Annotated in this window: 14 protein-coding genes; 3 read left to right on the forward strand and 11 right to left on the reverse strand. The window is 43.7% G+C overall.

The window, feature by feature from the left end; translation table 11 throughout:
* Positions 1 to 5: 5 nt before the first annotated feature.
* The 9 genes from MHN09_RS10315 to MHN09_RS10355 form a co-directional block, all read right to left on the reverse strand.
* Positions 6 to 737 (reverse strand): SIMPL domain-containing protein, encoded by a 732-nt coding sequence (locus MHN09_RS10315; RefSeq protein ID WP_014976589.1) that lies wholly within the window; start codon positions 735 to 737, stop codon positions 6 to 8.
* 391 nt (positions 738 to 1,128) lie between these two features.
* On the reverse strand, positions 1,129 to 2,250 hold the full coding sequence (locus tag MHN09_RS10320) for an alanine--glyoxylate aminotransferase family protein (RefSeq protein WP_231513074.1): 1,122 nt from the start codon (positions 2,248 to 2,250) through the stop codon (positions 1,129 to 1,131).
* Positions 2,251 to 2,770: 520 nt separating this feature from the next.
* On the reverse strand, positions 2,771 to 3,295 hold the full coding sequence (locus MHN09_RS10325; RefSeq protein WP_110289107.1) for a gamma carbonic anhydrase family protein: 525 nt from the start codon (positions 3,293 to 3,295) through the stop codon (positions 2,771 to 2,773).
* Positions 3,296 to 3,305: 10 nt separating this feature from the next.
* Positions 3,306 to 4,166, reverse strand: a complete 861-nt coding sequence (tesB, locus tag MHN09_RS10330; RefSeq protein ID WP_014949536.1) for an acyl-CoA thioesterase II — start codon at positions 4,164 to 4,166, stop codon at positions 3,306 to 3,308.
* The gene (locus tag MHN09_RS10335; protein WP_239240578.1) at positions 4,159 to 6,039 is read right to left on the reverse strand and encodes a phosphotransferase; all 1,881 of its coding nucleotides are present in this window, start codon (positions 6,037 to 6,039) and stop codon (positions 4,159 to 4,161) included. Before MHN09_RS10335 ends, tesB begins: the two co-directional genes overlap by 8 nt.
* An 83-nt stretch (positions 6,040 to 6,122) precedes the next feature.
* Positions 6,123 to 7,001, reverse strand: coding sequence for a 23S rRNA (adenine(2030)-N(6))-methyltransferase RlmJ (gene rlmJ / locus MHN09_RS10340; RefSeq protein WP_239240581.1), 879 nt, complete (start codon positions 6,999 to 7,001; stop codon positions 6,123 to 6,125).
* Between the two features lie 147 nt (positions 7,002 to 7,148).
* On the reverse strand, positions 7,149 to 8,849 hold the full coding sequence (locus MHN09_RS10345; protein WP_239240584.1) for a dihydrolipoyllysine-residue acetyltransferase: 1,701 nt from the start codon (positions 8,847 to 8,849) through the stop codon (positions 7,149 to 7,151).
* Positions 8,850 to 8,865: 16 nt separating this feature from the next.
* Positions 8,866 to 9,843 (reverse strand): alpha-ketoacid dehydrogenase subunit beta, encoded by a 978-nt coding sequence (locus tag MHN09_RS10350; RefSeq protein ID WP_014949532.1) that lies wholly within the window; start codon positions 9,841 to 9,843, stop codon positions 8,866 to 8,868.
* Entirely contained in the window at positions 9,843 to 11,030 is a 1,188-nt protein-coding gene (locus MHN09_RS10355) for a thiamine pyrophosphate-dependent dehydrogenase E1 component subunit alpha (protein WP_069944353.1), read from the reverse strand. The genes MHN09_RS10350 and MHN09_RS10355 overlap by 1 nt, the downstream gene beginning before the upstream one ends.
* A gap of 501 nt (positions 11,031 to 11,531) precedes the next feature.
* Here MHN09_RS10355 and MHN09_RS21430 point away from each other — a divergent pair.
* Positions 11,532 to 15,497: a S8 family serine peptidase gene (locus MHN09_RS21430; RefSeq protein WP_275446493.1), complete on the forward strand. Its 3,966-nt coding sequence runs from the start codon at positions 11,532 to 11,534 to the stop codon at positions 15,495 to 15,497.
* A 42-nt stretch (positions 15,498 to 15,539) separates the two neighbouring features.
* Here the strand turns inward: MHN09_RS21430 and rmuC are convergent, their stop codons facing one another.
* Both rmuC and MHN09_RS10380 read right to left on the reverse strand, forming a co-directional pair.
* Positions 15,540 to 16,829 carry a DNA recombination protein RmuC gene (gene rmuC / locus MHN09_RS10375; protein ID WP_049586265.1) on the reverse strand — a complete coding sequence of 430 codons (1,290 nt, stop codon included), beginning with the start codon at positions 16,827 to 16,829 and terminating at the stop codon, positions 15,540 to 15,542.
* Between the two features lie 234 nt (positions 16,830 to 17,063).
* A complete protein-coding gene (locus MHN09_RS10380; protein WP_014949528.1) occupies positions 17,064 to 18,593 on the reverse strand; it encodes a fumarate hydratase in 1,530 nt (509 codons plus the stop codon).
* 268 nt (positions 18,594 to 18,861) lie between these two features.
* Here MHN09_RS10380 and pabB point away from each other — a divergent pair, with 268 nt between their 5' ends.
* Entirely contained in the window at positions 18,862 to 20,301 is a 1,440-nt protein-coding gene (gene pabB / locus MHN09_RS10385) for an aminodeoxychorismate synthase component I (protein ID WP_049586263.1), read from the forward strand.
* A gap of 62 nt (positions 20,302 to 20,363) precedes the next feature.
* Complete coding sequence (locus MHN09_RS10390; RefSeq protein WP_014949526.1) at positions 20,364 to 20,936, forward strand: CoA pyrophosphatase; 573 nt, start codon at positions 20,364 to 20,366, stop codon at positions 20,934 to 20,936.
* Positions 20,937 to 21,027 lie beyond the last annotated feature (91 nt).

The following is a 21,027-nucleotide window of genomic DNA, read 5'->3' on the forward strand; positions in this document are numbered from 1 at the left end:
TCCTGCTATTGAACAATGTTAAAAGACACATTAACACGCGCTTCTATGCGCTCTTGGCCAGGTAAAGACATAGACATGTCTTTGGCAAAAGCTTCTGCGCGCATTACTGGAATCGGCATATTGCCACCAGATTCTGAGATTGCAACAACTTCACCTACTTCAATCTCTAATTCTTTTGCTAATAACTGTGCACGTTGCTTTGCGTCTTTTACCGCAGAGATAAGTGCTTTTTGATAGGCATCGCCTTCACCAACTGAAATAAAATTAAATTGTTGTATGCGATCAACACCTCGTTTAAGCACGCCATCTAGTACTTTGTCATAAGTTTCAAGGTCAGTAGATGTGACGGTGATATCTCGTGACAACGTGAAACCTTCTTGCTGACGGCCTTGAGGCGTATTGATATAGCGAGGTTGTAAGCGTACTTGCATACTCTGAATGTGCTTTTCATCTATACCTTGATTAAGCAAGAACTTAACAATAGAGCGGAGGTCCGAATCAAGCTGAGTGTTCAGTTTACCTACTGTATTACCTTCTTCTTCAACAACGAGTGTGACTGAATAAGCGTTTGGTGTCACTTCTACCGCTCCTACGCCTTGCACATTTATAACCGCTTCTTGTGCGGCCTGTGCAGCAACCATAGGTGCAGATAAGGCAATAAATGATGATGCTAACAATGCTTTTTTAACTACACTTTTAGCTGTCGAATAAGTATTGGTACGCGTGATCATTTTCATAGAGATTCCTTTTTTATGGTGCCTTTTAATTACGTTACCTAAAGGATAAATGTTTAAAACTGAATAGTTTATGAATATACGCAATAAACGAAATCTTAGCACTGAACTAAGACGAGAAGAGATATAACTTCGCCGAGATGTGCTTTTTATGAGGCAAGACCCAAAAATGGATAAGTAATACCAGTCAACTTGATGTAGAACCACTATAACTGCGGTAACACGGCGTGATTACGAAGATTTTAAATCTCACTGAGTGGGTAATGATCTATGCGGACTGATATCAAAGCGCAATGTTAAATGGGTTTTATATGCTAAATGGTTAAAAGCCAACCGTTCAGCAAAGCATCTCGCTGAACGTGTTGACCGAAAAGAGTAAAAGGCGCTAGGCGTTTTACTTAAGCACAGTGCGCAACGCAGCAAGGCAGTGATCGATATTACGGGGTTTACATGCGTATCCCATAAGACCAATTCGCCATACTTTACCGGCATGATCGCCTAAACCGGCGCCGATTTCTAAATTAAAATCTTCAAGCAATTGCTTGCGAACGGCAGCATCGTCTACGCCGTCTGGAATTTTAACTACATTTAATTGAGGCAAACGATAAGCACTGTCTACCGTTAGTTCTAACCCAAGTTCACTTAGACCCTGCGCAAGTTTTTCATGACCCAATGCATGACGCTGCCACGCATTTTCTAAGCCTTCTTCTTTTAAAATCAGAAGTGCTTCGTACATAGCGTACATACTGTTGACAGGTGCGGTATGGTGGTAGGCACGCTTGGCGCCCTGCCCCCAATAACCAACAATCAAGTTCATGTCTAGAAACCAGCTTTGCACTTTCGTTTTTCGGTTTTGAATAACGTTAACCGCTCTTTCACTAAATGAAACAGGAGAGATACCCGGCACGCAACTCAAACACTTCTGTGAACCTGAATAAATAGCGTCAATGCTCCAACCGTCAACATCTAACTCGATACCTCCAAGAGAGGTAACTGCATCAACAATGCTAAGACAATCATACTTTTTAGCCAGCTCACAAAGCGCTTTGGCTTCATTGCGTACGCCCGTAGATGTTTCTGCGTGAACAAAGGCAAGGATCTTAATATCCGGATTGGCTTTAAGGGTGTCTTCTACCACATTAAGGTCAGTTTGCTCGCCCCATGTATTGTTGATGGTAATAGCCTCTCCACCACAACGCTCTACGTTTTCGACCATTCGATTGCCAAATACGCCGTTAATACAAACGAGTACCTTGTCGCCTGGTTCTACAAGATTAACAAAACATGCCTCCATTCCTGCTGAGCCTGGAGCAGAAATAGGCATAGTAAGTGCATTCTCAGTTTTAAACGCATACTGTAAAAGCTGCTTGGTTTGGTCCATTAACTCAATGAATAATGGATCGAGATGGCCCAGGGTGGGTCTCGCCATGGCGTTTAAAATTCTGGGGTTAACATCGGATGGTCCTGGACCCATCAAAGTCCGTTCAGGGGGAATAAAAGTAGAAAATGATTGCATAATCCATCCTCGTATTAATGTAAGAGCCTGTTTTTAGAGTCAGTATCACGCATATTTAGCATGAACGTTGACGTCATACTACAAGGATAATGGCATGGTACAACCGTCTGTTTTCAACATAACTTACATGAATGAAAGTATGTCTATATATTTAACAAGGGTATACATTAACAACGCTCCATCACGTGGATAAAATGTGTGCAACATGTGGATATAAACTGTACACCTTTTTGCTCAAAAAACATCACATCCGACCAGTTTTTAGTCCATTGATTACTAACGTATAAGTTCTACAATTAAATTGACTTTGAGAGTGTAAGATAAAATTCACACAAAAATTGTTTATAATTTAAACAAATGTATTCTATACTCATTGTCCGTTTAAAAGATTTTATTTAAACTCTCCTGTGTAAAAGTTAGCGCACGGCTCAGCAATGAGCCATTCCCCTAGGCCCGGAACGTTTGTTCTGGGCATTTTTTATGGGGATTCAAAATATCGCGAACAGCCTAGTCTTAAATTTCAGCTATCAACTGGCTGTAATGATGACTTATATGTTTTGGCGTTATCTACGTAATGTTCAGCGGACGCTTTTAGTTTGGGTTCGATCTTCTCATCAAATGTTCTAATGACTTTACCAGGCGCTCCAACTACTAAACTGTAATCTGGAATTTCCATGTTTTCCGTTATCAAAGCGTTAGCGCCAATGATGCAGTACTTTCCAATTTTTGCACCGTTTAATACCACAGCGTTAATTCCTATCAAGGAATAGTCACCAATCTCGCAGCCGTGAAGCATGACTTTATGTCCTACTGTTACCCCTTCACCTAGCACTAAAGGAATACCTGCATCGGTGTGTAATACGCTGCCATCTTGGATATTCGTATTTTTACCAACGGTTATCTTGTCCATATCGCCGCGTATAACCGCATTGAACCAAACGCTTGAACCCACTTTGAGTTCAACATTACCAATAACATGTGCGCCTGGCGCTATAAACGTACTTTCATCAACCAGCGGTGATGTAGAACCTAATTTGTAGCGCATTACCCTCTCCCTATTCGTCTACTTTTCTCATTAATCCTTCTTGCATGGTTGACGCAACAAGTTCACCATTTTGGTTAAATATTTGTCCGCGTACCAAACCTCTAGAGCCTCCGCTAAAAGGACTCTCCATTGCATACAATAACCATTCGTTCATATTGATTGGGCGGTGGAACCACATAGCATGGTCTATCGTTGCGATTCGAAGTGATTTATCGGTTACCGCAACACCGTGTGGTTGAAGCGACGTACTGAGAAAATGATAATCTGATGCGTAAGCAAGCGCAGCTTGATGAACAGTCAATGATGCATTCATTGTGTCTCTTGCTTTTAACCAAATATAACGCGTCGGTTCGCGTTTCGCTGACTGGTAAGAGTTAGCTGCATCTACCGTGCGAATATCTACAGGTTTATGATAGCTCAACGCTTCTTGCATAGGCCGTGCAATTTTATTGAAGTTAGCTTCATAGAATTCAATGTCAGACTGCACATCTTCCGGCGCAGGCACATCTGGCATTGTTGGGTTTTGATGCTCCATGCCATCTTGAGGAACCTGAAAAGACGCTGTCATGTAGAAGATATTTCTACCATCCTGAATGGCTTTAACCCGTCTAGCAGAGAAACTTCTGCCGTCTCGCACTACTTCAACATCGTAAACTACAGGCTTTTTAGCGTCGCCTGGTAATAAAAAATAAGTGTGGAATGAGTGTGCGACTCTACCAGCCTCCACTGTTTCGTATGCAGCTGCTAACGCTTGCCCCAAAACTTGTCCACCAAACAAGGCGCGGAAGCCTAAATCCCAGCTTTGACCTCGATAGATGCCAGCTTCCACTGTTTCGAGTTCAAAAAGTGACGATAGTTTAATCTCAGACATGTTGTACTTTCTCTTCAATTACTGCTTTTGGGTTTCGCGGGTAGTACTTTTCAGGCAATTTTGCTTTATGCTCGAAAAAGCGCGTATCTTTATAGGGTAACTTCATAAACCCTGAAATGCCTAGCCCTTTTATTTTGGGAATTTGCTGAACGAGTTGCGCTAATAATGAGTGGAAGCGCTCTTCTTGGCTGTGATCAAGCAACGTGTAATAGTTGTGAATTTTCAAATGCCGCGGTAATGCTTCAAATATAATACAACCAGTGTGATGTATTGTATTAAGTTGAACGATGGTATCGATAGTCTCCTGAGGCAGCTTTAATAGTTCGTCCGGATCATCGCCATCTTCGAAATATGAGTGAGTCCGGCTTTCATCCTTTTGTGCAGAAACCCGTGATAGCTCGTAGGGAATAAACATACCGCCTGCTGGTTTAAAGTCTTCATCTTCACTTTCGCGTTCAATGTGCAGTGTGTTTTTGGCGTTGAACATACAACATTTGAACACAGCGGGCTTGTGAATAGCCCTTGCTAAATTAATGACGTTATTCACTGCTAAATCAAACGCTGCTTTCATTGATTCATCATATAAGTTCAAGCTTGAATCGACATATATACCTTCTGGCTCCCAGCGCACAGCCATACCGCCAACTACAGGGTAACGGCCTAGTCTACTTATTGCAGAAACAAATGCTTTTTCGGTATCCCCCATGCCTTGTAGATAGTTTTTGTAGTAGCGGTCAAATTGCGCATCGTCTATATAACGAAGTTCCTCTACGTCTTTTTCATCTAACGAGTCAGAGAGTCTTGCCTGTTGGCGTAGGTAAGATTTTCGAGAGCTGTAAACAACGGTTTCAATATCAGCACGGTTCTGAGTGTGGGCCAGCCATGTAGGGATTAACGGTGTATATTGCGTTGGCTTGTCTTGAGTGAAAACCATATTCTTCAAAACGTGGAGATGATTAAACAGGTAATCTCCGCCCTGCCTTCTCTTTTCTGGATCTTCACTGAGCATGTGCTCAAGGATATTAGCAAGCATTTTAGGAAGACCAAGGGATGAAGGTGTAATAACCTTGCTTCCGTAACGACACGATTGCCCTGATGCCAATGCATATAATGTACTGGCCAAGCCTTGTTCATCGAAGCGGGGGCTGGAGAGTGCGCCATTAAGCTGCTCCTCGCCAATAAAATAAACATCGCCAAGTCGAGCATTAGTTTGATGCAGTTCACCCGACATTAAATCCATTACATTGTTACCTACATATTGCCCAGTGATGTCAGTCTGTGCGAACACTGAAGAGCCCCAATCAATCAATCCAACCGATTCATTTTCGGCATCCCAAACCAGATTCGAGGGCTTTATGTCTCCGTGCACAATGGGTTTAATTTCTCCATTTTCACTGTATTGGCGAAAACTGGATAAAAGTTCGCCGACCTGCACTGCAATTTTGACGATAATACGGGGCGAAAGTGGGCCTGTTTTCAAGCTGACTTTTTCTAGGTCTTCGCCAGGTGCGCGCCCCATAACCAAGATGGATTGTTTGCGTATTTGTTGATATTCAATAAACCGCGGCACAAACTCATGATTAACGTGAGAAAGCATAAAAGCTTCCTCTTCTAGTCTATCTTGCACATGCTGCGGCAACGTTATTCGCGAAAACTTAAATACCCGTGATTCACCGCTTGGCGCGTTCCCTGCAAACGCAAACCCAAAGGCTCCTTTCCCTAAAAGTTCGATGTCACTGTACCCCAACCCTTCTAACTGCGAGATACAAAGGTTTACCCAGTCTTTTAGTTTTTTCGCATCCGCATGAGATAGCAGATATATCGACTGCTCATCGGGTATATAGAAATGTTTTAGGCCTTTGAGTTGCGACATGTTTTTTACTTCACGCTTTTAGTGACTTTTTGAAACAGATTAATCAGCAACAATACGCTTACCATTGTTAAACTGCACAGCAATCAATTATCTTCGTTTATCCAGGTAACATGCGCTGTAGCGTGATAACCTGCTTCATTTTCACCTAGCATACCAACAACGCTTTCTAACGCGCTTTTTAAATTAGTATCTAGCTGCCAAGGCGGGTTCAAAACGAATACGCCCGAACCATACATTCCGGCATCAGCGGTATTTTCTTCCACGCATATTTCTGCTTTAAAACAGGGTTTACCCATTGCTGCAAGCTTTTCACACATAGCTTCACTTGCACCACTTTTGGCGCCCGCTCTCTCTGAAAGTAGTGGGTACCACACTACGATTTGTGCCTGCTGCCAGCGTTTAAATACCTGTTCCACACCCTTAACAAGGTCGCTATATTCATTCACGCGCTCATAAGGAGGGTCGATTAAAATAGCACCGCGATTGGGTTTGGGGGGCGTGAGTGCGCGCAGCCCTTCATATCCGTCTCGTTTATGTACGTGGCTATTAAGGGTACGTAAACGGGATACGTTTTTGTCTAGTTTATCGAATTCCGCAGGATGAAGTTCCATTAGGTGTAAATTGTCACCATCCCTTTTCGCTTTTGCGCTTATTGCCGGTGAGCCCGGATATTGTTGTTGTGCTAAGAACGGTTCACACAACGATAAATAGTCGACCAACAAATTTGGCAAGCCCTGAACGCCTTTATCATCTATAAGCAAACGAGATATACCCGTCTCATACTCTTTATTTTTTGATGACATGGCATCGGTTAGATCGTACGCGCCCGCGCCTGCGTGGGTGTCGAAAAGCGTAAAAGGTTTATCTTTTTTCTTTAATGCGTTGATAACGCCAATCCAACAAAGATGTTTGATGACATCAGCGTGGTTGCCCGCATGAAAGGCATGTTGATAACTAAGCACAAAACCTCAGTAAAATTTTCGTTTGTTTATAGTGCTCTATAATAACGTCAACGCGCTTTGAGGTATACAAAACAAAAAAGGGCCAATAGTTTTACTATTGGCCCTTTAAAAATATTGCTACTGCAAATCAAATTGCTTTGAATGATATCACTTAAGGTGCATCAACATTTTTTCCGGCTGAGTTAGGTAACTCATCCATAGATTATTGAATCGCACCATAGTCGCACCATCAATAATACGGTGGTCGCCAGACCAATTAACCGCCATGATATTTTGCGCGCTAACATTCCCTTCATCATCAAAACGCGGAAGTTTCTGCGTTTTACCGAGAGCAACTATAGCAGCTTCTGGCTTATTAATTACTGGCGTCGCGGTAATACCGCCTATTGCACCGATATTAGAGATACTAATCGTACCGCCTTTAAGGTGCTCGCCAGCCACGCGGCCCGCTCTTGCTTGTTCGATAATATCCTGCATTTGAACAGCAATCTCTAACAGAGATAGGTCTTGAACACGCTTAATATTGGGTACAAGCAAACCAATTTTAGAGTCTACTGCAAAACCAATATTGTGATCTGCGAAGTAGCTTATCTCAGTGGCGTCTTCGTTAAGCTGACTGTTAATGACAGGGAACTCATTAAGTGCCAATGACATTGCTTTAACGAAAAACGGCATAAAGCTGAGTTTTACGTTCTTCGCTTCAAATTCAGGTTTAAGCAGCTTGCGTAGCGACATCAGGTTGTCCATTACCAACTCATCACTAACTGTGAAGTGCGGGATAGTATAGACCGAAGCCGACATTTGCTTCGCCATCGCTGCCTGAATACCGCGTACTTTTTCTGTTCTAACGCTGCCTTTAAGCACAGTGCTTGTGCTATTCAAATCACCTTTTTCTGCGGTAGATGAACTTGGCGCAGAAGATGACGTATTTTGAGACGACGTGTCAACATTCGAATGTTGTAGATTCAACACGTCAGACTTAAGGATCCGCCCCTTTTTACCCGAGCCTTCCACAGTAGAAAGGTCGATATTCTTTTCTCTTGCAACACGTCTTACCGCGGGGCTAGCCAACACTTTACCTTCTATAGCGATAGGTGGCTCGTATTCGCCGTCGCTGAATTTTGAAGGAGCAATTTGCGCTGATTGCTGACTTGAGCCGTTTGTTTGCGTGTTCACTGAACTTTGAGATGCAACGCTTGAAGCGCTGTTGTTTGCCGATGGTGATTCGTCATCAGTACCGCTAGTAGTTGTGACTTCACCGGCAACTTCTAACGCAAACAATGCACTATGCACTTTCGCTATATCGCCTTGCGCGTAATAAAGACGATGCACGGTACCTGCGTTTTTAGCGGGGATCTCTACCACTGCCTTGTCGGTCATCACTTCTACAACGGCTTGATCTTCTTCAATTTCATCGCCTTCAGCCACGTTCCATTTCACAATTTCGCACTCGACAATACCTTCACCAATATCTGGCAAAATAAAGTCTTCGATGTGCTTGCCGTTTGAAGCGCCTGAAGAAGCACTATCATTCGCTGTCGCTGTTTCAGACGCATTGTCTTTTACTTCCGCTTGCGCGTCTTCATGTGTATCTGAGTTAGCGTCGGCATCATCTGGCGTCATAGAGAATAATGGTGCGTGCACTTTAGCAATATCGCCTACCGCGTAATGCAGTTTATTAACCACACCCGCATGCATTGCAGGAATTTGCACGGTAGCCTTGTCGGTCATTACTTCCGCGACAGGTTGATCTTCTTCTATATGCTCACCTTCAGAAACTAACCATTCCAGAAGTTCGCATTCAACTATACCTTCACCAATGTCCGGTAAGATAAATTCAATTGTCATTTCATCGTCCCCCGGCTTAGTAGTGAAGCGTACGTTTTATGGCTTCGTACGTCTTCGTTTCATCTGGCATATATTCTTTTTCGTGCGCCAAAGGATACGGCGTGTCTAAACCACACACTCTTGCAATAGGCGCTTCAAGATATAAGAAACAACGTTCCTGAATGCTCGCTGCGATTTCACTCGCAAAGCCACCCGTTAGCGGTGCTTCGTGGTTTATCAATAAGCGACCTGTTTTCATTACAGATTGCATAACCGTTTCAACGTCCCACGGTAATATGCTGCGCAAATCGATGATTTCACATGACACACCATCTTCAAGAGCCATTTCTGCGGCTTTTTGCAGAATTTCTATTTGTGCGCCCCACCCTAGTAACGTGATATCGCTACCTTCTTGAACAATATCTGCCTTACCTAACGGTAGTTCGTAATCTTCTTCAGGCACTTCCGATACAGAAGCGCGGTAAAGACGTTTAGGCTCCATAAACAATACGGGGTTTTTATCGCGAATTGACGCAAGCAACAAACCTTTCGCCTGATATGGGTCACGAGGGATAACAATCTTTAACCCTGGGCAGTGAGCGAAGAATGCCTCTGGTGATTGACTGTGGTAGTGGCCGCCTGCGATACCGCCACCATAAGGTGTACGAATTGTTAGCGTACCAACATCGAACTGACCGCCTGAACGGTAGCGCCATTTAGCCGTCTCATTCACAATTTGATCGAATGCAGGGAAAATGTAATCACCAAATTGAATTTCAGCAATAGGTACTGAGCCTTGTGAGGCCAAGCCGTTCGCGAAGCCAATAATGCCTTGTTCAGTAAGCGGCGTGTTAAAGCAACGCGCCTTACCAAATTTTTCTTGAAGGTGACTGGTTGCACGGAACACGCCACCAAAATGGCCTACGTCTTCACCAAAGACCATTACTTTTTCATCTTCGGTCATGGCTGTGATGAGTGCATTATTAATTGCTTGAAGTAGATTCATCTTAGCCATTATTTTACTCTCCCTGCTGTTTTAGGGTACATCTTCGGGTACTTCTTAATATGCGCTTTCAATTCACTGAGTTGTTCTTTTAAGTGCCAAGGTGCTGTGTCGTATACATCTTCGACAATGTCTTCAATGGCACATACGTCAGTCTTTTCACAACTCTTCATTGCTGCTAAAACGTCTTGTCTTGCTTTATCGACGCGCTTTTGGTTCTCCGCTTCGTCAAACCAGCCCTTGCTGTCTAACCATTTCGCCATACGAGCGATAGGATCTTTTGCACGCCACTTATCTTCTTCTTCACGAGAGCGATAGCCTGTTGGGTCGTCTGACGTGGAGTGCGCCGCTAAGCGATAAGTCATGGCTTCAATAAGTACAGGACACTTTTCTTCAATGGCGATACGACGGGCTTCTTTAGTAGCTGCATAAATGGCTAACACATCGTTACCATCAACACGGATAGTTTTAATACCGTAACCTAAGCCACGAGAAGCAATGCCGTCACCCGCGAATTGCTCTTCTGCTGGTGTTGAAATGGCGTAGCCATTATTTCGGCAAAAGAAGATAACTGGGCAGTTTAAAACAGCGGCCATATTTAACCCTGCGTGGAAGTCTCCTTCCGACGCTGCACCTTCACCGAAGTAACAGATAGTAACCACATCTTTACCCGACATTTTTTGACCATAGGCGTAACCAGATGCTTGAGGGATCTGTGTGCCTAGTGGTGAAGATATCGTCATGAAGTTAAGTGGCTTGTCACCATAATGGATAGGCATTTGACGTCCTTTGTTAGGATCGTCTTTATTGCTAAACATTTGGTTCATGAATTGTTCTGTGGTGTACCCGCGATATGCTAAAGCGCCTTGCTCACGGTACTGAGACATGATCATGTCGTCGTCTGAGAGTGCTGCTGCACTTGCAACTGACGCCGCTTCTTCACCCGTGCTTGCCAAGTAAAAACTAATACGACCTTGGCGCTGTGCACCCACCATACGTTCATCCAATACTCGAATGTAATGCATGGTATTAAATATTTTTAATGCTTCTTCTTTGCTGAGGTCAGGTTCAACTGCTTTTTCAATGAGTTCACCTTCGGCAGAAAGGATTTGCAGCATTGGGATATCAACAACCCCTTTAGTAATAATTTCGACCTTATTTGTTGTTTTTACTTCGGCCAAATGATTTCTGTCTTTCACGTTTGTTCCCCTTAAATATGAGGGTTAATAGCGACTTATAGTGATAACACTATGCTAGTTGAGAAATTGCAGGAGCGTCCTACTTATTCATTGGCATTTTTTCAAATGGGTGAAATAGACATACTCAATTAGTCTAAATGAAAAGGATATTCGTCCTAAAAACGTAAACCCCATGTAAAAAATATGAAAACCGAGTAGGACAATCATTTCTCATTCACATCCAGTAATAGAGTTCCTAACGTTTCAAACGCTTATATATCCAATAATCTACTGCTTTGAACTTCAATGAAAAAAGGAAGTTATCTATGCAACGACTAATCGTCGTTAAATGTAACAAAATGTGTAAATTGTGTATTGCAGAAACACACGTTACAAAAAGAAAAAAAGTGTGCTAGTAATAGATAGTCACAGCGATAAGTTGCGTTTTAAAAAAGGCGAATGACCTTTTAAGCAAACAAAAAAATCGTTGGGCTCCAGGGAACTATTCACACGAGAATAATTATGAAAAAAACAATCCTTAGTACGGTTATTGCTACCGCATTAGCAGGCTCAGCCTTTGGTGCACTAGCAATATCAAATCAATTATCTGGCCACAGCGTTGAACAACGCAACGCCATCGAAGCATCCTTCGACAAAAAGAATATTCTTGCAAATGCAATCCAAGCGGATAGTGATAGCGTACGTGTTATCGTACAACTTACTGACGTGCCTATGGCGCAATTCAGCGCAGTAAATCCGAGTGTAAGCAGCATGGCTGCCCACAAAGGTCAAAAGGTAAATTTCAAGTCAAATGCAGCGAAGGAATATCAATCTTTCCTTGAAGCTCAACAGCAATCGGTTATCCAGTCTATCAAGTCATTCGATAAGTCATTCAAAGCTGACATGTCTTACACAGCAGCATTTAATGGTTTTGCGGGTATCGTTTCAAAGAGTGCACTTGATAAGCTTTCCAGCCTTTCAACGGTAAAAGCGGTATACCCAGACTTAGTACACCATGCCCAAATGGACGCTAGTTTGGATCTGATCGGTGCAGTTCAAACGTGGGAACAGTTCGGCGGCAAGGAAAGCGCCGGTGCAGGCGTGAAAGTAGCGATCATCGATAGTGGTATTCGTCCAGAAAACCCTTTATTCAGTGGTGAAAATTTTACAGCACCTGATGCTGCGACACTTCCTACTGACGACTACTGTTCAGAAGTTCCTGATTTTTGTAACAATAAACTGATTGTTGCTCGCGCAGCAGACATCGTAGAAGGCTTCTCTGTTGTTGAAGAAGAATACGAGAGCCCGCTAGGATTCAATGGACACGGTACGCACGTAGCAGGTACAGCAGTAGGTAATTACGGGGTAATGGCAGAGCGCGATGGCGCAGAAGCTGAAATCTCTGGTGTTGCGCCAGCTGCTTATCTAATGGTTTACAAAGGTTTGTATGCCACACCAGCTAACCCTGCTTCTTCTAGCGGTGCTTCTTCAATGCTGCTTTCTATGCTTGAAGCTGCGCTTACAGATGGTGCTGACATTGTAAATAACTCGTGGGGTGGCGGTGCAGGTGGAAACCCTAACGGCTCAGTATATGAAGACGTACTTGAAGCCATGCACGATGCGGGCGTTGTTACCGTTTTTGCAGCGGGTAACGATGGTCCGGGTGCTGGCACTATTGGCTGTCCTGGTTGTTCAGAAGACGTAATAACGGTCGCAAATACAACAACGGGTCGTTTGTTCGCAAACGAGGTGACCGTTGAAGGCGATACCACTTTAGGTTCTATTCCGGCCCTTTACTCAGTCGGCAACCCTGCCATTGTATTTGATAGCCCAATTACTGCACCTGTTGTTTATGCAGGCGAAGTAGATGCGGCAAACGTAGAAGGTTGTGATGCATTTGCTGCGGGCGCGTTCGATGGTGCAATTGCGCTTATCAGCCGTGGTACGTGTGGTTTCGTGACTAAAATTGAAAACGCAGAGGCTGCGGGAGCAACAGCTGTTCTTATTCATAACGTTGATGGACGCGGTGAAGCGCCAATATTAATGGGCGGCTTAAGTGAAGCTCAAACAATTCCATCACTTATGCTTCCTGCTACACCAGGTTTAGCGCTTGCTAACCTAGCTGAAACTACTGAAGAGTCGCTAAATGTAACTATCGGTAGCGATATTGTTCGCGTTGTTTCAGACAGCCTTGCTGACATCATGAATGAAAGCAGCTCTCGCGGTCCTAACGGCGACCCGACGTTCCTTAAGCCTAATATTGCTGCTCCTGGTACTCGCATCTTCTCTGGCGAATCACCGGATGCACTAGGACACGAAGACCAGAACTTCTCGTTCAAGAACGGTACTTCAATGGCATCGCCACACGTAGCTGGTGCAGCTGCACTTCTTAAGCAAATGCATCCTGATTGGACTGCACAGCAGATAAAGAGTGCGCTTGTTACTTCTTCAATTCGCGATATTTTGAAAGAAGATGCGTCTACCGCAGCAGACAACTTTGACATGGGTGCAGGTCGTTTAGATCTTCCTCGTGCAACATCTGTTGAACTAACATACAGCGACCTAAGCCTTGTTTCATCTGAGTGTTATATCACGTGCGAAATGTCTATCACTGTGACTAATACAAGCGACGCTGATGTGACAGTAGACGCGACCACAATGTTTGATGATGATAATATTGTTGCTACGGTTACGCCTGCAATGGCAAGCCTAGCTGCTGGTGCATCTGCACAAATCATGGTTTCGGTAGATGTATCATTGGCAGGTTCTGGCGAATGGTTATTCGGTGGTATCAACTGGGCGGACACTAACGATGAAACCACTGATTATTTCATACCTGTTGCTGTTTACCCGATCAATACCGATGAACCTGAATTATTTAACAGCTCAGTAAGCAACACGTTTGCAGCTGAAAATGAAACAGTAGTTACGTCGGCATCGGTTACAAACTCAGGTGTAACAGGCCTAATTGGTGTAACTTCGACAGTTGATGAAAAGTACGATATCGACGTTTCTAGTATTTCAGCGGTCAAGAATGGCAACCAAGAGCCTGTGACCTACGATGCAGAAAAACGTGAAGTGCGCTGGGAAGGTGCTCTTAACACAGCGACGCTTGAGCTAGTTGAAACGGCTGCGCCATTTGGGTACTTGCCAATGAGAAATCTACCTTTTGTGGTAGACCCTATCGTATGTAGTGAAACCTGTGACGATGCAGCAATAACGGTAGAGTCATTCATTGACATAGAGTACATGGGACAGACCTACACAAACGTCCAAGTATCTTCTAACGGTTTTATCTCGCTAGGTACATCATCTGGTCAAGTGACTGAGTATCGTCCACAATCACTTCCAGGTGCATCTGAGCCAAACAATGTTATAGCACCTTACTGGACAGATCTCGATCTAGATGGTACTGCTGATGACGATACTGGCACAGGTACAATGTATGCGGCGACGCTTAACACCAGTACTAACCAGTTCTTTGTTGTTGAGTGGGAAAACGCGATGCTGTGGGGCGACACTGGTTCTAGTGTAAACTTCCAGATATGGTACGACCGCAACGCTGCCTCATTTTCATTTGCTTATGGCCCAATGAGCCCTAATGGCACACCTACTGTTGTAGGCTTCGAAAATGCGTCAGGTACAGTTGGTTATACCCACGCTGCACAGTTATCTACTGGTATTGTAGGTTCTCTTCCAGTTGAGGGTGATGAGTTCGGTATCGTTACCATCCCTGGCGATCAGGTTACCGTTAGCTACAGCGGTTCAGTTAAGCCATCAGGCGAACTAATGGATGATGTGCTTTCTGTTGATGAAGACGCCTCTATCACAGCGAACATCTTGGCTAACGAGATGGAAGATACCATTTTCAATACGTTTGAGATGGAATCACTGTCAGGTGACTTCAGAACTTATACGCCTATTGAAGTTGATAGAGAAGAGCTAGACCCATCAACGCTAGAAGTGGTTGCTGAAGCGCAAAACGGTACTGTAGCAATTAATGATGACGGTACGATAACTTATACACCTAATGCAGACTTCTTCGGTGAAGATTCGTTTACTTACACTGTGCGTGTAATGGGTACTACCACGGAAGAAGGTGAAGAAGTACTTGGTGAAGCTATCGGTGAAGGTACTGTTTCAGTAGCGGTTGCAGGTGTGCAAGATGCTCCAGTTATTTCAATATCTGCTCCAACTAGCGTTGATGAAGGTCAGTCTTACACTGTAACTGCTTCTGCAACTGACGCAGACGGAGACGATGTGACTATCACCATTAACGGTGTAGAGCGCACTTCGTTCACTGATACAGCGCCTAGTAACGAACAGTCTAACCGTGTAACGGTTCAAGTAACGGCTTCAGATGGTATTGAAACTACTACAGAAAGCGTGACTATTCGCGTTAACGATAAGTCTGGTGGTTCAATGGGCTGGATTGCATTGCTTCTTGCTCCAGCAGTTTACCTACGTAGACGCATGAAACGTTCATAACGTTTTTTGATAAGAGAAAAAAGGCCGCAATTGCGGCCTTTTTTAATCGTCTTGAGAAAGTTGCTGTAAGTGCTGAGACATTCGCTTACTGGGTTGTACGCCAAGTTCTCTAAACTTTTCTATTTGCCTTACCAAGTTCCCTCTTCCACTGGTTAACTTATTCATTGCTTGTTCGTAGTTTGCGTGAGCGATATCCATCGACTTACCTACTTTTTCCATATCCGTCACAAACCCAACGAACTTGTCATAAAGCTTTGCTGCTTGTTCCGCAATAAGCTGTGCGTTTTGATTTTGGTACTCATACTGCCAAATGTTATTAATAGTACGCAGTGCAACCAGTAAATTAGTTGGGCTAACCAACATGATATTGTGATTAAGTGCCATTGTGACTAAATCTGGTTCTTCTTCGACAGCAATCAGAAATGCAGGCTCAATGGGAATGAAAAGTAACACATAATCCAGTGTCTTTATGCCTTTAAGCGTTTGGTAGTCCTTCGCGCCTAAGCCTTTGATGTGCCCTTTTATAGACGCCACATGTTGACTTAAAAATTGCGCTTTCTCAGCTTCATCATCACAGTTGTAATACCTTTCATAGGCCGCCAAACTTACTTTTGAATCTATGATCACATCTTTATCATTTGGCAAATGCACCACGACATCTGGTTGAAATCGCTTGCCGTGCTCTGATGTTGCTGACATTTGTGTTTCAAATTCATGACCCTCGCGTAAACCAGATTCTTTGAGTATCCGCTCAAGCACTACTTCGCCCCAGTTTCCTTGCTTTTTATTGTCACCTTTTAGTGCATTGGTCAGCGCTGCAGCTTCTTCCGTAATTTTCTGGTTGAGAGCCTTTAAACTTAGAATCTCTGTTTTAAGTGAGGCTCGCTCCTGCCCCTCACGTATATGTTGTTCTGAGATTTGACGTTTAAAACCATCTAACTCGTTTTTGAATGGCGCCAAAACAGCTTCTATATTGTGTTTTGTTTGTTGCGTGTAACGCTGTTGCTTTTCTTCAAATATCCGATTTGCTAGATTTTCGAATTGCGTATGCAGACGTTGTTCAGATGCATTCATAGACGCAAGCTTATCTTCATGCGCAGCATGAAGCGCCTGAATTCTTGCTTGGTGCGCTTCGTTTTGTGCTTGAAGCTTGGCAATAGCAATACGCTCGCTATTCAAATCATTTTGTAGCTGCTCATTGATTTGCGAAAGCTGCGCTATCTTGGTGGCATTCGCCTGGCCTCGAATAAATGAATAAAGTGAAAAAGCACACACACTTACGAAGGCTATTAGAAAGGAAATGGGTTCGCTAGAAATAAGGTTAATTAACATAGTGCACGTTCATACTGTTATTTTGTACAGCACTATAAACAAAATCAGATAAATATACCAACTGGTATAAATTTAAAATGAAATTGGGGCAAAAACGTCTAGCACGTAAACCTTTGAAAAAATGAAACTACACAAATGAAAACGGGTGCTATTGCACCCGTTTTTTATACTGTGATGAAAAACCAAATTAGTTTTCTTAAGCAGAACGGCTCATCTTAAGTTTTGCCTTCCTCACTATTTAGATAGCGAGGCATCAAGCTCTTCAATTTTTGCTTTCCAAATGGCCGGACCATTTTTGTGAGCATTGGCACCCGTGCTGTCTACTGCAACGGTTACTGGCATGTCTTCTACGTCGAACTCGTAAATTGCTTCCATACCTAAGTCCTCGAATGCTACGACACGAGATTTCTTAATGGCTTTAGATACAAGGTACGCTGCACCTCCAACTGCCATTAGATAAACCGCTTTGTGTTTAGCAATTGAATCAACGGTTGCTGGACCACGCTCTGCTTTTCCAATCATGCCAATAAGGCCTGTTTTCTCTAGCATCATGTCAGTGAACTTATCCATACGCGTAGCCGTTGTTGGGCCAGCCGGACCAACCACTTCGTCACCTACAGCGTCAACAGGACCAACGTAATAGATAAAGCGGTTTGTTAGATCAACGCCCTCTGGTAAACCTTCACCATTTTCCATCATGGTTTGAATGCGCTTGTGAGCAGCATCACGACCGGTAAGCATCTTACCAGACAGCAGTACCGTTTCGCCTACTTTCCACTCTTGGATATCTTCTTTTGTTACTTCATCAAGGTTAACGCGGCGAGTGTTTTCGCTCACTTCCCAAGTTACTTCTGGCCAATCTTCTAATTTAGGTGGCGTAAGCTCCGCTGGACCCGAACCATCTAGATAAAAGTGTGCGTGACGAGTCGCCGCACAGTTAGGGATCATTGCTACAGGTTTTGACGCAGCGTGAGTAGGTAGCGACTTAATCTTAACGTCAACAACGGTCGTTAAACCACCTAGGCCTTGCGCACCGATACCCAACTTGTTTACGCGGTCAAAAATTTCTAAGCGAAGTTTTTCGTCGGTAGTTTGCGGGCCGCGCTCTATAAGCTCTTGGATGTCTACTGGGTCCATAAGGCTTTCTTTTGCAAGTACCGCTGCTTTTTCAGCCGTACCGCCAATGCCTATTCCCAGCATACCTGGAGGGCACCAGCCTGCCCCCATCGTCGGCAAAGTTTTTACTACCCAGTCAGCAATATCATCGCTTGGGTTAAGCATTACCATTTTAGACTTGTTTTCAGAACCGCCGCCTTTAGCCGCGATCATCACTTCGATCTTTTCACCCGCTACCATGTCGATATGCACAACAGATGGCGTATTGTCTTTGGTGTTTTTGCGCGCACCGGCAGGGTCAGCAACGATAGAGGCGCGAAGTGGATTGTCTGGATTAAGGTATGCACGACGTGTACCTTCATCAACCATTTCTTGAACGGTCATGTCAGTTTTATCCCATGTCACACCCATACCAACTTTAACAAAACAGGTTACGATCCCCGTGTCTTGACACAAAGGGCGTTTACCCTCTGCAGACATGCGTGAGTTGATAAGAATTTGCGCCATCGCGTCTTTCGCGGCTTGGCTCTTTTCCTTTTTATAGGCTTCTTCTACGGCTTTAACGTAATCGAGCGGGTGATAATAAGAAATAAATTGCAGGGCATCTTCAATGCTGTCAATGAAGTCTTGTTGACGGATAACGGTCATGACATCCTCTTTTTATTTGGCTTTCGTGGTCTTAGCTAGCTAAAAAAGCGTATACTAGCGCATCTAAAGACAACGCACCATGTAAAACCATGTGCTTGTGGCTAATTCCAGTCATTTTTAAAAACTATGCTGAAGGGATATCTGAAAAAGCAGCCTAATGTGATCGGTTATTAGCCCTTATTTGTTAACGCCAGTTAAAAATAGAAGGAAGTTTGTGCTTAATTCAAGCACCAAACGCCCACGATAAAAAGAAGTACAGAAAACACCTATGTCACACGCAGATACTATTCACGTTCATGTTTCCCGTTTCACTGCAGAGGAATTAGCCGATAAATTAGCGCTAAATTGTGACGAGAACACAGCCGTTTTCAATGCACTTTTTAAGCGAGTCTCTACACGCCCATATTCTCTTTTACTCGATACTTCTGGTTCGTCGAAAAGTGAAGGACGCTTCAATATTATGGCATTTTCACCTTCCGCAGTTATCGAAGCAAAAGGTGATAAGGTTCAACTCATCGAACTAAACACTTCAAAGCGTCAGCAATTGACATTGACCCCCTTTGAAGCGGTGCAAGCACACTTACATGCGCGCGTTTCAAATGTGAACATACATGCCAGTGTAAATACAGCGCACCTCCCTTTTATTATCGGTGTGGCTGGTATGGCAGGCTATGACACTGGGCGCTTTTACGAAACGATGCCAAGCATCGCCAAAAATGACTACGAAACCCCTGATTTCGCGGTTGGCCTTTATCTTCGTTCACTTATTGAAGATACAAAAACAGGTTACATCTATTATTGCTCCGTTGACAGTCAACCACTGACTCAGTTTTTTTCTTCGTTCAACGACGAAACACCTGAGCCAAAATTCAAGTTAACGTCGCGGTTCGAATCAAATTTGTCTAAAACGGAATATGAAGCTTGTTTGGATAAAATACACGCCTATTTGCGTGCCGGTGACTGCTACCAAGTAAATATGGCGCAACGTTTTAGCGCAGCGTTTGAAGGAAATATGTGGCAAGCATATTGTGAGCTACGCAATCAAAATCAAGCGCCATTTTCAGCTTTTTATAACCTGCCCCAAGGCTGTATTGCTTCCATTTCACCAGAACGCTTTCTACGCGTTAAAGATGGGGTTGTAGAGACAAAACCGATAAAGGGTACACGCCCGCGATTTGAAGACAAAGCAGAAGATGCCGCCAGTGCTCAGAGCTTGCTCTCAGCAGAAAAAGACCGTGCAGAAAATCTTATGATTGTAGATCTGCTGCGCAACGATATTTCAAAGCACTGCAAACCTCACTCGGTGAACGTACCCGCACTCTTTGCTCTTGAAAGTTATCAGGCTGTGCACCATTTAGTAAGTACGGTAACTGGTGAATTGAATGAGTCTTCTTCGCCTTTATCGCTTCTGGCATCAGCATTTCCTGGGGGGTCAATAACTGGGGCACCGAAAATCCGCGCGATGGAAGTTATCGATGAGCTAGAGCCTCACCGCCGGAATATCTACTGTGGCAGCGTGTTCTATATGGGTTTTCGTGAAGACATGGATTCAAGTATTTGTATTAGAACCGTATTGGCAGAGAACCGTCGATTACATTGCTGGGCCGGTGGTGGTATTGTGCTTGATTCTGTTTCTAGCGAAGAATATCAAGAAACCCTAGATAAAGTGTCTAGAATACTGCCAGTACTTGAATCAATTAACCAATAGCACAGTATTTGTATGTGATGTGCTAGCACAAAGGTAAGCATATAGGTTGTAAGCAAATATCTATGACAAAGAACGAATTTCTATCACAGTTTCACCACTTAAGGCAGCCTCACACCGAGCCAGATTTTCCGTTGCGAAAAACAGGGCGCCCTGCGGCTGTACTTATCCCTCTGATAGATTATGGCAATTCGCTTCAACTACTGCTTACCGAAAGAGCGCACCACCTCAAGCATCATCCAGGTCAAATCAGTTTTCCAGGCGGAGCGGTCGACGAAGCTGACAACTCTTTTTTTGACGCGGCACTTAGAGAAGCTGAAGAAGAAGTTGGTTTACCCGCTACTCACGTAGACGTAGTAGGAATGTTGCCTAGATACCGAACAATCAGCGGATATGAAATTGCGCCAGTTGTTGGCTTTGTAAATCCTGACTTTACACCGATTATTGACAAAAATGAGGTAGAAAGCGCTTTTGAAGTACCGCTCGCACATGTTTTAGACAGAAGAAATCATTTAGTTCACACGACGCATCGCGATAAAAAGGCATTTCCAATTTACTTTATCCCATGGAAAAACCGCATGATATGGGGCGCAACGGCGGCAATGTTACGCAATCTATCTCATCATATTCATCCTTAGCCTTTGTATTTGCTTATCCGCTCTTGTGTGCACTATAAATTAAACTTTACAGCGTATTAGCAAAACTAATCCCTTTATTAGCTTTTCTGTA

It is taken from the genome of Alteromonas sp. MmMcT2-5, from assembly GCF_022348315.1.
In the GTDB taxonomy this organism is placed as follows: Bacteria; Pseudomonadota; Gammaproteobacteria; order Enterobacterales; family Alteromonadaceae; genus Alteromonas; species Alteromonas macleodii.